General features: G+C 41.9%; 17 protein-coding genes. All 17 read right to left on the reverse strand.

Features of this window, described 5'->3' with window-relative positions; genetic code table 11:
- Positions 1-22: 22 nt before the first annotated feature.
- On the reverse strand, positions 23-259 hold the full coding sequence (locus tag LG273_RS16615; protein WP_379562140.1) for a DUF1146 family protein: 237 nt from the start codon (positions 257-259) through the stop codon (positions 23-25).
- 208 nt (positions 260-467) lie between these two features.
- Positions 468-863 (reverse strand): F0F1 ATP synthase subunit epsilon, encoded by a 396-nt coding sequence (locus tag LG273_RS16620; RefSeq protein WP_404455724.1) that lies wholly within the window; start codon positions 861-863, stop codon positions 468-470.
- 77 nt (positions 864-940) lie between these two features.
- Entirely contained in the window at positions 941-2,350 is a 1,410-nt protein-coding gene (gene atpD / locus LG273_RS16625; protein ID WP_379562138.1) for a F0F1 ATP synthase subunit beta, read from the reverse strand.
- Between the two features lie 90 nt (positions 2,351-2,440).
- Positions 2,441-3,304, reverse strand: coding sequence for an ATP synthase F1 subunit gamma (gene atpG, locus LG273_RS16630; protein ID WP_404455727.1), 864 nt, complete (start codon positions 3,302-3,304; stop codon positions 2,441-2,443).
- 128 nt (positions 3,305-3,432) lie between these two features.
- Entirely contained in the window at positions 3,433-4,941 is a 1,509-nt protein-coding gene (gene atpA / locus LG273_RS16635) for a F0F1 ATP synthase subunit alpha (protein ID WP_379562136.1), read from the reverse strand.
- An 18-nt stretch (positions 4,942-4,959) separates the two neighbouring features.
- Positions 4,960-5,508, reverse strand: a complete 549-nt coding sequence (locus LG273_RS16640; protein WP_379562135.1) for a F0F1 ATP synthase subunit delta — start codon at positions 5,506-5,508, stop codon at positions 4,960-4,962.
- Positions 5,505-6,032 (reverse strand): F0F1 ATP synthase subunit B, encoded by a 528-nt coding sequence (gene atpF / locus LG273_RS16645; protein WP_379562134.1) that lies wholly within the window; start codon positions 6,030-6,032, stop codon positions 5,505-5,507. Before atpF ends, LG273_RS16640 begins: the two co-directional genes overlap by 4 nt.
- Before the next feature lie 123 nt (positions 6,033-6,155).
- Positions 6,156-6,368: a F0F1 ATP synthase subunit C gene (gene atpE / locus LG273_RS16650; RefSeq protein WP_042221422.1), complete on the reverse strand. Its 213-nt coding sequence runs from the start codon at positions 6,366-6,368 to the stop codon at positions 6,156-6,158.
- Positions 6,369-6,413: 45 nt separating this feature from the next.
- Positions 6,414-7,136: a F0F1 ATP synthase subunit A gene (gene atpB, locus LG273_RS16655; protein ID WP_379562133.1), complete on the reverse strand. Its 723-nt coding sequence runs from the start codon at positions 7,134-7,136 to the stop codon at positions 6,414-6,416.
- Between the two features lie 49 nt (positions 7,137-7,185).
- On the reverse strand, positions 7,186-7,578 hold the full coding sequence (locus LG273_RS16660; RefSeq protein WP_379562132.1) for an ATP synthase subunit I: 393 nt from the start codon (positions 7,576-7,578) through the stop codon (positions 7,186-7,188).
- Between the two features lie 639 nt (positions 7,579-8,217).
- Entirely contained in the window at positions 8,218-10,386 is a 2,169-nt protein-coding gene (locus tag LG273_RS16665) for a S8 family serine peptidase (protein ID WP_404455733.1), read from the reverse strand.
- Positions 10,387-10,791: 405 nt separating this feature from the next.
- The gene (gene upp / locus LG273_RS16670) at positions 10,792-11,421 is read right to left on the reverse strand and encodes a uracil phosphoribosyltransferase (protein ID WP_404455736.1); all 630 of its coding nucleotides are present in this window, start codon (positions 11,419-11,421) and stop codon (positions 10,792-10,794) included.
- 135 nt (positions 11,422-11,556) lie between these two features.
- Positions 11,557-12,792, reverse strand: coding sequence for a serine hydroxymethyltransferase (glyA, locus tag LG273_RS16675; protein WP_404455739.1), 1,236 nt, complete (start codon positions 12,790-12,792; stop codon positions 11,557-11,559).
- Positions 12,793-12,814: 22 nt separating this feature from the next.
- Complete coding sequence (locus tag LG273_RS16680; protein WP_379562128.1) at positions 12,815-13,390, reverse strand: TIGR01440 family protein; 576 nt, start codon at positions 13,388-13,390, stop codon at positions 12,815-12,817.
- Between the two features lie 36 nt (positions 13,391-13,426).
- On the reverse strand, positions 13,427-13,873 hold the full coding sequence (rpiB, locus tag LG273_RS16685) for a ribose 5-phosphate isomerase B (protein WP_379562127.1): 447 nt from the start codon (positions 13,871-13,873) through the stop codon (positions 13,427-13,429).
- Between the two features lie 47 nt (positions 13,874-13,920).
- Positions 13,921-14,523, reverse strand: coding sequence for a low molecular weight protein arginine phosphatase (locus LG273_RS16690; RefSeq protein ID WP_379562125.1), 603 nt, complete (start codon positions 14,521-14,523; stop codon positions 13,921-13,923).
- Between the two features lie 316 nt (positions 14,524-14,839).
- Positions 14,840-15,391: a manganese efflux pump MntP family protein gene (locus LG273_RS16695; RefSeq protein ID WP_379562123.1), complete on the reverse strand. Its 552-nt coding sequence runs from the start codon at positions 15,389-15,391 to the stop codon at positions 14,840-14,842.
- Positions 15,392-15,460 lie beyond the last annotated feature (69 nt).

Genomic DNA, 15,460 nt, shown 5'->3' on the forward strand with positions numbered 1-15,460 from the left:
AGTTTCGACAAAAGCTAGATTACTAGAAAAGATAGAGAAGGTCTCTAGACCATTGGAGAATCTCAAGAAAGAACCTGCTGACACCTGAGCCAATCACAATAGTTAAAAGTAATAATAATACTCTTGCTTCCGCACCTCGTCCTTTTCGAATAAGCGGATCAAAATTAATTGCTTGAACAACTCTCCATGTTAAATAAATAAAAATTAAATGAGATAACATACTAATTATGGCCATCTGACCTATTTCTAATGAAAACATATATACCACCTTATTATGCCTAGTTTAATTCTATTATTCGCTTCATTTCTGCAACTATTTCCGACCATTTCCCGGGAAATACGACATAAGAAGCATATGACCATCTTACAGGACTGTATGACGTTTTTCCAGTGCTAGTGCCAATATAAATGTTTATGTATAAGTAAAAAACCCTCACAACAAATTGTCGAGAGGGGTTTTTATATGCTTATCGACCAACGTCTAAGCGATTCAATGCTCTTTTGAGTGCTAATTCTGCCCGTTGGAAGTCAACGTTGTCCTGCTTTGACTGTAAACGACGTTCTGCTCGAGATTTTGCCTCTTCTGCTCGCGCAATGTTAATATTTGAAGGCTTCTCAGCAGATTGAGCCAGGATGGTTACCTTATCTGGTCGTACTTCCATAAAACCACCGTTAATTGCAAGCCTATCTTCCCCATTATTGCGCTTTAGTCGTACAGCGCTAATGGTTAATGGCGCAACAAGTGGAATATGACCAGGTAGGATTCCAAGCTCACCCGTCTCTGCTTTACAGCTAACCATTTCATAATCTTCTTCCAATACTGGACCATCAGGAGTAACAACACTCACAGTTAGTGTTTTCAATGTAACCCCTCCTTAGAACGGCAATGAAGGCGAGAGTCACCAGTTTGATGGCCACTCACCCTTTCACCTGTCATCTTTTATTCCATACCTTGTGCTTTTTCTACTACTTCTTCAATGCGCCCAACTAAACGGAAAGCATCCTCTGGAAGGTCATCATATTTCCCATCCAATATTTCTTTGAATCCTTTTACCGTTTCAGATACTGGCACATAAGAACCTTTTTGTCCTGTAAACTGTTCCGCAACGTGGAAGTTTTGGGACAAGAAGAATTGAACACGGCGAGCTCGGGCTACCACAAGCTTATCTTCGTCACCTAGTTCATCCATACCAAGAATGGCAATAATATCCTGTAATTCTTTATAACGTTGAAGGGTACGCTGTACTTCACGTGCCACTTCATAGTGTTCATCTCCAACAACTTCCGGATCAAGCGCACGAGAAGTGGATGCAAGTGGATCTACCGCAGGGTAAATACCTTGTTCAGAAAGTTTACGATCAAGGTTTGTTGTTGCATCCAAGTGAGCGAATGTTGTCGCTGGTGCCGGGTCTGTATAGTCATCCGCAGGTACATAAATCGCCTGAATAGATGTAACAGAACCTTTGTCAGTTGACGTAATACGCTCTTGCAGTTGTCCCATCTCTGTCGCAAGTGTTGGCTGATAACCAACGGCTGATGGCATACGTCCAAGAAGGGCGGATACCTCAGAACCAGCTTGAGTGAAACGGTAAATATTATCCACGAAGAATAATACGTCTGCGCCTTGCTCATCACGGAAATATTCAGCCATGGTTAGACCAGTAAGCGCAACACGCATACGCGCTCCAGGTGGCTCGTTCATCTGACCGAATACCATCGCAGTTTTCGCAATAACTCCTGAGTCCTTCATTTCAAAATAAAGGTCGTTCCCTTCACGAGTACGCTCCCCAACACCGGCAAATACAGAAAGTCCACCGTGCTCCTGGGCAATATTATTAATTAACTCCTGAATAAGTACTGTTTTACCTACTCCGGCTCCACCAAACAAGCCGATTTTACCACCTTTAATATAAGGGGCAAGTAAATCTACAACTTTAATTCCTGTTTCCAGAATTTCTGTTTGTGTTGAAAGGTTTTCAAATTTCGGTGCCTCACGGTGAATTGGATCAACCCTAACGTCAGTTGCCAAAGGTTCATCTAAATCGATGTTCTCACCAAGCACATTAAATACACGACCAAGCGTTTCTTCCCCTACAGGAACAGAAATTGGTCTGTTTTGATTCTCTACTGGCATTCCACGCTTTACGCCATCAGTAGATGACATAGCAATGGTGCGGACGCTTTTATCACCGAGATGTAGTGCAACCTCCAATGTTAGGTCGATCGCTTGGATGTCGCCTTCCGCCTCAGTTTTAACTGTTAACGCGTTATAAATAGCTGGAAGCTGACCGTCTTCAAATTTAACGTCAACGACAGGTCCCATTACTTGTGTAACGTGTCCTTTGCTCATCGATTTCCCTCCTATCTTCCTTGAAGAAATCCTGTTTACTGCTCATCGTTTCTATGAGGTCAGGATTTCCTTATTCAATATGTTTGTTGTCTATTCGAGTGCTGCTACGCCACCAATGATTTCTGTGATTTCTTGTGTGATTGCTGCCTGACGTGCACGGTTATAGGATAATGTTAGATCACCAATGAGTTCATCAGCATTATCTGTCGCACTGCGCATAGCTGTCATACGAGCAGCATGTTCACTTGCTTTCCCATCAAGCAGCGCCCCGTAAATGAGGCTTTCTGCATATTGTGGTAAAAGCACATTCAAAATTTGTTCCTGGTTCGGCTCATATTCATACTCGCTAATTGAAGCCGATCCAGCTGTTTCCATGTCCGTAATCGGCAATAACTTAGTCGTAGTTACCTGTTGAGAGATCGCACTTACATAGTGGTTATAAATGATGTTAAGTTCATCAATCTCTCCATCACTAAACATCTGTACCGTTTCAGAGGCAAGTTCTTTAATTTCCGAAAAATTAGGCTGGTCTGCTAGTCCAAGAATGCTTTTAGCTACAGGTATACCTCTTTTTCGACAAAAATCATACCCCATACGGCCAATGGCTATCACCGTATATTCATCTGTAGATTGATGCTTATCTTGGATAGTCTGATATAAATTTCTTAGCACGCTACTGTTATAAGCACCAGCAAGGCCTCTATCCGAGGTAATGACTAGATATCCCGTTTTCTTAACCTCTCGCTTTTGCAGCATAGGATGTGTCGCATCAGGATTATTTGTCGCAATGCTTTTCACTACTTCTTGAATTTTCTCACCATATGGAACAAATGCCTTTGCATTTTGTTCTGCTTTACTCATTTTTGAGGCAGAAACCATTTCCATTGCTTTGGTAATTTGCTTTGTCTTTTTGGTGGAATCAATCCTACCCTTTATATCTCTAAGTGATGCCAAGCTTTTTCACCACCCTTTCACAACAGAGATAGACGCAGGAAGGAGGCAAAGTGTCCAAAACGCTCTCAGCTTCCAAAACCTGCTGTTCATTGCCCTGTTCATTTTTAAATATCCGGCTTATCTATCGACTATTCTGTTGGTAAAAATGTCTTTTTAAACTGTTCAATTGCATTGTTCATATCTTCAGCTTCAGGGAGTTTTCCTGTATCGCGAATGGATGCAAGCAACTCTTTGCTATTTTGATCAAGCCATACATGGAATTCATCTTCAAAGCGTGTAATATCTTCTACAGCAATATCATCCAAGAATCCTTTTGTTAGAGCATAGATGATCATTACCTGTTTTTCTACAACTAAAGGTTTGTGCAATCCTTGCTTTAACACTTCTACCGTTCTTGCTCCACGGTTCAGTTTCGCTTGTGTCGCTTTATCCAAGTCTGAGCCGAATTGAGAGAAAGCCTCTAGTTCACGGAAGGATGCAAGGTCAAGACGAAGGGTACCTGCAACCTTTTTCATTGCTTTAATTTGTGCTGATCCACCTACTCGGGATACGGAAAGTCCTGCGTTGATCGCTGGGCGTACACCGGAGAAGAACAGATCAGATTGTAAGAAAATCTGTCCATCTGTAATGGAAATAACGTTTGTCGGGATATAAGCAGAGATATCTCCTGCTTGTGTTTCTACGAATGGCAATGCTGTTAGAGACCCGCCTCCAAGTGCATCATTAAGCTTTGCTGCACGCTCTAGTAAACGAGAGTGTAAGTAGAATACATCCCCTGGGAATGCTTCACGGCCCGGTGGGCGACGTAGTAGCAAGGATAGTTCTCTATATGCAGAAGCCTGTTTCGAAAGATCATCATAAACGACAAGCACATGCTTTCCGTTATACATGAATTCTTCACCCATGGATACACCCGCATATGGCGCAAGGTATAGCAATGGAGCAGGATCTGACGCACCAGCAGAAACAACGATGGTGTAATCCAATGCACCATAGCGACGGAACGTTTCCACTGTACTTCTTACAGTTGATTCTTTTTGGCCAATAGCTACATAGATACAAATCATATCCTGGTCAGCCTGGTTCAAAATGGTATCAACAGCAACCGTCGTTTTTCCTGTTTGGCGGTCTCCGATAATAAGCTCACGCTGTCCTCTACCAATTGGTACAAGCGCATCGATTGCTTTAATACCTGTTTGTAATGGTTCATCAACTGATTTACGATCCATTACTCCCGGTGCAGCACCTTCGATTGGTCGTGTCTTCGATGTTTCAATAACACCTTTTCCATCGATTGGCTGTCCTAGTGGATTCACCACACGGCCTATTAACTCTTCACCAACTGGTACTTGCATAATACGTCCTGTTCGACGTACTTCATCGCCTTCTTTAATCTCTGTGTATGGCCCCAGAATAACAATACCTACATTGCTTTCCTCAAGGTTTTGTGCCATACCCATTACACCATTTGAAAACTCAAGAAGCTCTCCGGCCATTACGTTATCTAGTCCGTGAGCACGTGCGATACCGTCACCAATCTCAATAACTGTGCCGACATCACTTACTTCAATATCAGAATCGAAATTTTCGATTTGTTGTTTTATCAACTTACTGATTTCCTCAGCTTTAATGCTCATACCATTTCACCCCTGTCCTCATTTGTTTGCAGATACAATATTTCGCTCGAGTCTGTTTAACTTCCCACGGATAGATCCATCATAGATCGTATTGCCGACACGGATTTTAATCCCGCCGATCATCGTTGGATCTACAACATTTTGAAGTTTTAGAGCTGTACGGTTAAACCGCTTAGCAAACGAAAATTCAAGCTCACTGCGTTCCTTATCCGATAATTCCCGAACGGAGTATACTGTAGCTTCTGCTATTCCTTTGGCATCATTTACTAGATGGATAAAATGATCGATAATGGCTGGAATTGCCTCCACCCGTTGCCGTTCCACAAGTAGATTCAGTGTATTTACGATATCCTTATGTAGACCTTGAAAGGGAATTCCCACTACCTTTTTCTTGTCCTCTTTCTTTATACGAGGATGCGTCAGGAATGTATACAGTTCATTATTTTGTTGAAATACTTCTTTTACAGTGAGCATCTCATCTCTAAATTGATCCAAAAGAGCCTTTTCGATACCTAGCTGGTAAAGAGCTTCTGCGTAACGTTTCGCTACTGTTGATTGATTGCTCATAGCTCTTCTCCTGCCTCTTTAATGTAATCATTAATCAGCTTTTCTTGGTCTTGCTCATTAATTTCTTTCTCAATAACCTTGCTAGCAATTAATACGGATAGTGACGCTACTTTATCTTGCAGAGCTTGTAACGCTCTTTCTTTTTCGTTTTGAATATCAGCTTGCGCATCCAGCTTAATTTTTTCAGCTTCAGCACGGGCTGCCGCGATAATACTCTCTTGTTGCGTTGTCCCTGCCGCCTTAGCATCTTCTATAATTTTCTGGGCTTCCTGCTTTGTCTGTTTGAGCTGTTCTGCCGCTTCCTTGGATGCTCTTTCTGCTTCCTGTCTACTTTTTTCAGCAGATTCTATTTCGCCCGCTACGTACTCTTCACGCTTTTGCATCATGTTCATAACAGGGCCCCAAGCAAACTTTTTCACGAAGAATAGTAAGACTAGGAAGAAAAACAATTGTATAAGCATGTCTCCAACTCTAAATCCGCCAACGCTCGCTCCTACTGTCAATACGTCAATATATGAATACACTCATTTCACTCCTTTCACGGTTTTCCATATCTATTCAGGTCGTTCTTTATAGACATACATAAAGCAATGGCGAAGACTCTTGTTACTAATCCTCGCCATTTTGATCCTATGAAGGACGTTAGTTTACATGAAAATAGCCATGAATGCGATAACCGCTGCGATGATTGGAATCGCCTCTACTAGTGCCACACCAATAAACATTGTACCTTGTAATGAACCTTTAAGTTCTGGTTGACGTGCAATCCCCTCAACTGTTTTACTTACGATCATACCGTTACCAAGACCAGCACCTAATGCTGCCAATCCAATTGCTATTGCTGCTGCTAAAGCTGCCATTTAAACTTCCTCCTTTTATAATAAACCTTAGTTTTTATGTTTTTATTAATGGTCACTGCTCACTTTATGAGACATGTAAACCATTGTTAACATCGTAAATACAAATGCCTGAATTGCGCCGATAAATACGCTAAATCCTTGCCAAACAATCATTGGAGCAGCGGCACCTAAGAATCCTAGGAATCCGGAACCTGCTAAACCTACCAGTAATGCAAGCAATACTTCCCCTGCATAAATGTTACCAAACAAACGAAGACCTAACGTCAACGTATTGGTAAACTCTTCAATTATTTTAAAAGGTAACATTAGTGGTACTGGGCTTACATAACCTTTTAGATAATGCTTTGTCCCCTGGATCTTCACACCATAGAAATGCGTCATAACCACAACCATCGCTGATAGCGTTAAAGTTAAACTTGCATCTGCTGTAGGTGATTTCCACCATAGATCGTGACCAACTACCCCTACTGTTGCTACCCCTAGTAAGTTACTTACGAGGATATAGGTGATTAGGGTTAAGCCTAATGGCAAGAACATCTTACCTGTTTTCCAGTCCATGGTGTCATTAACAATTCCTTTTACAAAGTCAACAATCCACTCCATGAAATTTTGTAATCCGGTAGGCTTCATTTGTAATTTACGGCTGGCTAGTACACTTAAAATAAAGACGATTGCTGAGGAAACAGCGATCATGAGAACGTTTGCCAAGTTAAAATCAAGCCATGAGATACCGAACACATCTTCAACTATTGGAGCTGTATGATTCAAATTCATCACCCCTTTACTATCCCATCATTTGAAGCTAAAACGAAATACGCTAGCTCTCCTTATTCTTTCCTTTGTAGGAGATCATTCGCAATGTCAAGTCCAGCCCTAACACGACATAAGAAGAAACGATTCCTACCACTACTGCGATAATATGGAAGTGTTCTTCAAATCGTAAAGCAATTAAAACTGCTAACATGACTGCTGCGAGTCTTGAGAAAGTACCGAGTCCGCCTCTGACTTTATGATTTGCCGCAACAGCATTGGCGAGTGTTGTCGTTTTATGCTGTAGCAACCATAAATTATAGAAGCTAATGATGGCACCTAAAATAAGACCATTAAAAATACGTGGATGGGGCAAAAATCCGGCTCCAAGCACCATTATTGCAAGAAGATAGAGCATCCATTTACGCTGCCGCGTAACCATACTTTCGTAATCAAACATATTTACTCTACTCTCCTAAAAATCCAAAACGATAGAATCGTTGTCACACCAGCGTTCAAGCAAATGGTTTCGGTTTCACAGCATGCTATACTGCTCTATTGAAAAACCTGTCGATCCCCCTTCTATACACGTTAGAAAGGATTTCTATGTACTAGATTAAGAGAATGAAAAATGCTGGAGAAATGCGCGCATGGTGAAGTTTTGGATGTTTTGCAGTGATTGTGAAATTATCACATCCCCCACACTAAGCAAGTGTACAATAGCCCCTATCTATTGTCAATTAGTTATTAGAATGTTTTTTGATTTAACGATTTTTTCCAAATTAGTACCATTTTTTGATAGATTTATGTCTATTCCAGAGGAACTTATTTAAGGAATAAACACAGAGAAAAATTCTCCTGATGCCATGAATGTGGACAATCTATTCAAGCACCTACTCGAAAACCTTACATGCGACAAAAGGTTCCCGTATGGGCTGAATTACCAGTTCGTATGGTAATGTTCCCTTGTTTCGTTTGGATATGCATGCTGTGGAAGTTTCAGGAAGGGGGCACTTCTTTATCCTGAATGCCTTCCTTCCTATTATATATTATTTTCAGCTGCTAATTCGTGACATTTTTGTGAACGACCTGGCGAGTTTTACTTTATCATCAATTCTGTCTGATAGGATTCATAGGTGCCATCCTCCAGTTTGACCGTGATAAGTGCCATATAGTGACCAGCATCCCCTACTTCTCTTTTGCTTAAGGTTCCTTTATTGTCACCAGTGACTGCTTCATCTAATGTTAGAAGCGTCCGTTCAAATAACAGGCTGTCTGGGTCATATAAATCAACTTTTGCACTGACAGCGGATTCCGCCAAATAGAGATGATACGAGTAATCCTTATCGGAAAATGCCTCTAGTGAAAATTCAAATCCCATCGCTTTTGGGTCATTTGCTTTTCTATTTAAAAATAAGTAAGGAAGCTTGTAGCTAGTTCCCCCCTCTTCTAACGTTAGCCATCCTTGGTGGACTCCTTCTTGCAATTGTTCCGATGTTACAGCCAAGCTTACAGGGATTGATCTTTCTTCGCCTGGATCCAGCCTAAATGTTTGAGGGAGGGTCCATTGTAATCCACTTTCCTTTTTTGGAATAACAAAAGTATAATCCTTTGGTTCAGCCGCGCGATTCGTAATGCGGAGTTGCTTTGTTTTTTCTTCTCTGTAGTTCGAAAACTTTCCATAGGATAATGCGGGATCATCAATAATAGTCGTCGCATGGATTGCCTCGTTCGTGTCCATTACCCCTGAGCCCTGCATAATGGGAGCTACTTCTTTATCATCATGTCGCATTTTCCATGCCGTGGTTTTCAGAGCGCCAATGATCTGGTCATTCGTCCAATCAGGTTTTGCTTCTTTGATTAGAGCAATTGCACCTGCCACATGTGGTGCTGCCATACTCGTTCCTTGTAAGGCTTGATAGCCACCAGGTACCGTGCTTACAATATTGGTTCCCGGTGCAAGGACATCCGGCTTAATGTCCCAATTGATTGTAACAGGTCCCCGAGAGCTAAAATCTGCAACCGACATAGGAAGCTTTTTATATGCTGTATCTAGTTGGAGGGTTTGCGATTTTGCTTTTGCTTCCAACCACTTTCCATCTTGTTTAGAAATGGAAGCAACAGGAATGGTTACAGGTTCTTCTGCATTAGCAACAGAGCCTTGAAACGGAGCATCTTCATTATTAACGATAATAGCAGCTACGGCTCCTTCTTTCTCTGCTTGTTTCGCCATATCGTAAAATGGAACCTTTCCCCGATGTAATACCGCAATTTTTCTTGAAAAGTCTTGCCCTTCCACAGCTATTTTATAATAGGTATCCAATTCCCACGGCACCGAACCAACCATGTTATTAATTTGAATTTCTTTATCCTCCCACTTAGCATAAAGATAAGGGTCAAGCTTAGCGGGGCTTGTAGCACCAACTGAAATAGCTTTTGAAGCAGTTGCAGGAGAACCTACTGTCCATTCAGCTGGACCATTATTTCCGTTCGCTATCACAACGGCTACGCCTAATTCCGCTGCACGATTTACTGCAATACTTGTTGGATAATCTGGTCCATTCACATTATTACCTAAGGAAAGGTTCATGACATCAACGCCATCTTTAACGGCCTGTTCCATTGCGGCAATGACCTGAATGGATGTCCCACTCCCCCCAGGGCCTAGCGCTCGATAACCATAGATTTCTGCATCTGGAGCAACGCCTTTTACTTCTCCATCTGCTGCAATAATCCCAGCAACATGTGAACCATGCATGGTTGGAAGACCTTGGCTTGGTTGTGTCTCCATTGGGTCCTCATCAAGGTCTACCACATCATAGCCCTTTACATAGTTGTCCTTTAAATCGGGGTGGGTATAATCCACACCCGTATCGACGACACCTACCTTTACCCCTTTTCCCGTATAGCTCGTATTATTAAATGCTTCCGCAAATACAGCATCTTTTGGTATGGCATCCTTTTGTGTTATGGGAGCATCGGCCACACTGTATTGTTGCACGGCATGGACGGATTTGATAAAAGGAAGGGCATCCATTTTAGCGAGCTTCTCTGGGGAGCCTTGGAGCGCCAGTCCCTTAAAGAGCGTTTCATAGGAAGCAACCACGTCTACAAATGGATGATGTGCTTCGATATATTTTTTATGTATTTCCGGGTCACCAGTGACCTCAATAATGAGCGACTGTTTCGTATCATCTTGCGCATGTAGCGACTGTGGAGAAGATAACATCAGAAGCATTAAACATACTACCCCGAAAACATACCGCATTCCAACCACTCCTTTTCCTATTAGTTTTTGAGAAAAGGATGACATTTATACAGAACAAAAAGCGGGTTATACACTTTCTTCTCTAAATGCATTTAGATAACAAAAAGCCGGGCATTTCGAACTCACTTTGGAATTCGAATTTGCCCGGCTATTACCTTAAAGATATTAGAGATAAAGTAAAACTTCATTTGGTGGGGTTTTCCCTTTCTCCCCCACCAAATGTTAGTTGAACGAATCGGACCTTTACTGGCAGTTTATCCCCCACTTAGAATGCTTGATTGTTTCCCGCATTCTTGAAGTGAGGGTCTTACTGCCAGTTTAGGTGGGATAAAATTTAATGCTTATGCGGAAAACCTTTAGCTTTCCTAGAAGCAATTTATACCTGTCGTCTATAAAGCTTGTCCTTTATTTTGTACCAAATAACCTGTCACCAGCATCGCCAAGACCTGGAACAATATAGCCTTTTTCATCAAGCTTTTCATCTAGGGCACCTAGGTAAATATCCACGTCCGGATGCTCTTCTTTAATAACTTCCACACCTTCTGGGGCTGCTACTAGACACATAAGACGGATATTTTCCGCTCCACGCTTTTTCAAGGAATGAATTGCATCATTGGCAGACCCACCAGTTGCCAACATGGGATCAATTACAATTAGTTCACGTTCATTAATATCGGAAGGCAGTTTAATATAATATTCAACAGGCTGCAATGTTTCAGGGTCACGATATAGTCCAACATGGCCTACTTTAGCAGCAGGGATTAATTTTAACACCCCGTCAACCATTCCCAGTCCGGCGCGCAATATCGGGACTAGGCCAATTTTTTTACCTGAAAGCACCTTCGCTTTTGTTTCCACTACAGGTGTTTCAATTGTCTTATCCTGTAACGGCAAATTACGCGTAATCTCAAAAGCCATAAGCATCGCGACTTCGTCCACCAGTTCACGAAACTCCTTCGTTCCCGTCTCCTTATTTCGTATGTACGTTAGTTTATGCTGGATTAGTGGATGATCCAGTACGAATACGTTACCCATTTTGCCGATCACTCCTTTAGAATTAATACATCCTTCAAATTGTACTGAAAAATAAGCCTGCTTTCAAGTTAAAAAACAAATCCCTAATTAAAAATCACCATAGAAAAAGGATGCCCAAAAAGGACACCCATTATATTATGCATAGAGTGGCAATTTAGATGTAAGCTTTGCGACACGTTCCTTCGCTTCTTCTAGCTTCGCTGTATCCTCATGATTTTTTAAGGTTAGTGAAATAATGGAAGCAATCTCATTCATTTCTTCTTCCCCAAAACCACGTGAGGTTACGGCAGCTGTCCCCACACGAACACCACTCGTTATGAATGGGCTTTCTGTATCAAATGGAATTGTATTTTTATTTGTCGTAATGCCAATGTCATCTAATACCTTTTCGGCAACCTTACCGGTAAGCCCTAATGGCGTAACATCCAATAGGAGAAGATGGTTATCCGTACCACCGGAAACAATGCGTACCCCTTCATTATTTAAGGCTTTGCTTAGCGTTTGGGCATTGTGAATAATTTGCTTCGTGTATGTGTTAAATTCATCGGATAATGCTTCTTTAAACGATACAGCCTTCGCTGCAATAATATGCATAAGTGGACCACCTTGCATTCCAGGGAACACAGATTTGTCTATTTTCTTCGCATACTCTTCCTTACATAGAATCATCCCACCTCTAGGTCCACGTAATGTCTTATGCGTTGTCGTTGTGACAAAATCAGCATAAGGAACTGGGTTTGGATGAAGGCCTGTAGCAACAAGTCCAGCAATGTGTGCCATATCAACCATCAAGTAGGCTCCAACCGCATCGGCTATCTCACGGAACTTCGAGAAATCAATAATACGAGAATAAGCACTCGCTCCTGCAACAATTAATTTCGGTTTTACTTCCATTGCTTTTTCAAGTACTGTCGCATAATCAAGCTGTTCGGTTTCTTTATCAACCCCGTAATCCACAAAGTTGTACAATGTTCCACTAAAATTCACGGAACTTCCATGTGTAAGGTGTCCCCCATGGTTTAGGTTCATGCCAAGCACCGTATCACCAGGCTCCAGTACGGTAAAATAAACAGCCATATTTGCCTGTGCTCCGGAATGTGGTTGAACATTGACATGTTCTGCACCAAATAAAAGTTTTGCTCGATCGCGTGCAAGATTTTCTACGACATCAACATGCTCACAACCGCCATAGTATCTTCTGCCTGGATAGCCTTCTGCATATTTATTAGTTAACACAGAACCCATTGCTTCCATTACTGCTTCAGATACAAAATTCTCAGAGGCAATTAACTCGATTTTCTCTTGTTGACGCGTTTTTTCTGCCCTTATTGCCTCAAAAATTTCCTTGTCTGCTTGTTTTACATGTTCCATACAAAAAGCCCCCTATGTACATTTATTTACAGCTAGTATTAGCTTGTATACGTTCATATTGCGCACGTTGCCCACCGATCAATTTAGGCCTTGTCATCGCAGTGGTTACACGTGCTTTTCCAGCAAAACGCTGTTTAAACCTTAATGGGACAGCAACACGACGTAAATGCATGCCGATCATCGTCTCCCCAATATCCATGCCGGCGTGTGCCTGTATCGCCTCCACCACTACAGGGTTTTGAAAATGCCCAAAAGCATAAGACGCCATCGCACCACCCGCGGTTCGTACCGGTATGACAGAAACTTCTTCCAGATGCAGCTTTTCCATGACATCTCGTTCCATCACGAGCGCTCGATTAAGGTGCTCACAGCATTGAAACACAGGAAGGACCCCTGTTTTATGCTGTAATTCTTGTATCGCCTGAAAAACAATTTCGGCAATTGCCTCACTTCCAGATGTACCAATGCGCTCCCCTGCTATTTCACTTGTCGAGCAGCCAATTACAAAAGGACGGTTAGGTTGCAAATAATCCCCGTCGCTCCATTCCTGAACAATTTCTGAGAGCTCTGCTTTAAGGCTTTCATAGAATTCCGTCATGTTATCCACCTCAATTTGCTTGGTTTCTATCGACGTTTATGCTTCGTTACCTTCATAGGTATCAATTTTTCCGATACGATTTCCGTGGCGCCCACCTTGGAACTCTGTTTCCAGCCATACTTTTGCTACCTCGCGGGCCAGATCTGGTCCTATTACACGCTCCCCAAGCGCTAAAACATTCGAGTCATTGTGTTCTCTCGTTAATCTTGCTGAATAAATATCATGGGTCAAGGCACAACGAATTCCTTTCACCTTATTCGCTGCAATCGACATCCCAATCCCTGTTCCACAAATGAAAATTCCTCGATCAAATTCCCCGTTAGCCACTCGCTCTGCTGCAGGTAAAGCATAATCAGGGTAATCAACGGAGGACTCACAGCTACAGCCAGTATCCTCATACTCAATGCCTTTTTCCTCTAATAAGCTTTTTACTACATTACGAACTGTCATGCCAGCATGATCTGCAGTGATGATTACCTTCATTGTGAATCTCTCCCCTTTATGTTTCATTTTACATAAAATCTTCTGCCTTACTTAACCTTGTTCTTAAGAAGTTGAACATATCCTTCCATCTCATCTAACGTTTTTTGATAAACCTCGACACTACCACCAAATGGATCGGAAATATCATAATTAATTAGCATTGCCTCCAAACTCCTTATTTGCTGAAGGTCATCTTTTAAAAACTTCCTTAACTCTTTATCAAGGCGCAGGTTATCTAATTTATGCTGATTTTGCTGGATGAACAAAGACCGTTTTTCTTCATAGTCTGCATACGCTTTTTTCAGCTCATTCCATACTTTTTTATCTGACTCGGAGACATATTCCTTTAAGGTAAAATACTTATCCTGAAAGCCTGGAAAGGTCATAATCAGTGATTGCTTATGCTGGGTCGTCATTGTCAGCACCACATCCGCCCAATGGAGCAGGCTCTCTGTTACAGGCTGCGTGTTATGTTGAAGATCTATCCCGCGCTTTTTTAATACTTCTACCGTATTTACATTCGCCCGATCTCCAGTACCTGCATAAATTCCAGCCGATTGTACTTCTGCTTCCGGTATATTTTGCTTCACAAGGGCCTCAGCCATTGGACTTCGGCATGTATTCCCCGTACAGACAAATAATATCTTCATAAATGAACCTCCGCTAAAAAATCTCTCTCTTAAATATAGCACAAATGAAGAGTGCATGTCAGTTTCACTAAGAAGAACAAAAGCGCAAGCGCCCGTTTAGAGACGTACGGACTGGACTGAGCCGCAGGAGATAAAGGAAACACAGCGACCGTAGGGAGCTGATGTTGACTTATCGTACGGAGGTGAGGGAAGTCTCGCTAGTCTCTGGGCGCTGGAGCTGGATGTGGCTGTTTCTGTCTAAGAACATTATACAGCAAATTATTATACTTACTTATTTCATAAAAAAAAGCCTAGACAACGTCTAAGCTCTTCGCTTTTAGCCAAATATTATTTTTAACCCAAATGCTATGAGAATGCTGCCACCGAGGATTTCACTATACGCCCCTAGTAACCCACGGACCTTCTTCCCAAGCAGCATACCAATCCATGAGAGCACCATACTCGCTGCCCCAAACATAAATAACACAAGGGCCGTTTTTACACCTGACATTCCGAGTCCTAATCCTACAGAAAAGCTATCAATGCTAATACTAAAAGAAAGGAGGAGCAGCCCTGTGCCAATAGGCTGTATCACCTTTTTCACTTCATGATTAAACGCAGAGAAGAGCATTTGCGCCCCAATCCCCACTAACAATAGCCCACCTAGCAAAATGGTTATTTGCCCAATACCTTCTGATATAAACTTCCCGATTAGAATTCCTATAAATGGCATTAATATGTGAAAAATACCAACAACAATCCCAATTAGGGCAATGCGTTTTAGACGTAGCCGCTGCATTCCAAGGCCCAGGCCTACAGAAAATGCATCCATACCAAGCGCCAAAGCTAGAAATAAAATTGATATAAATTCACCAAGATATCCTGACATTACGATCCTCCTTGAGCATGCTTTTAAACTATATGCATGCCCAAGAAGGATTATGAGGACAACCCTTTA

The sequence above is a fragment of the Oceanobacillus kapialis genome, from assembly GCF_044790185.1.
GTDB lineage: Bacteria > Bacillota > Bacilli > Bacillales > Amphibacillaceae > Oceanobacillus_B > Oceanobacillus_B kapialis.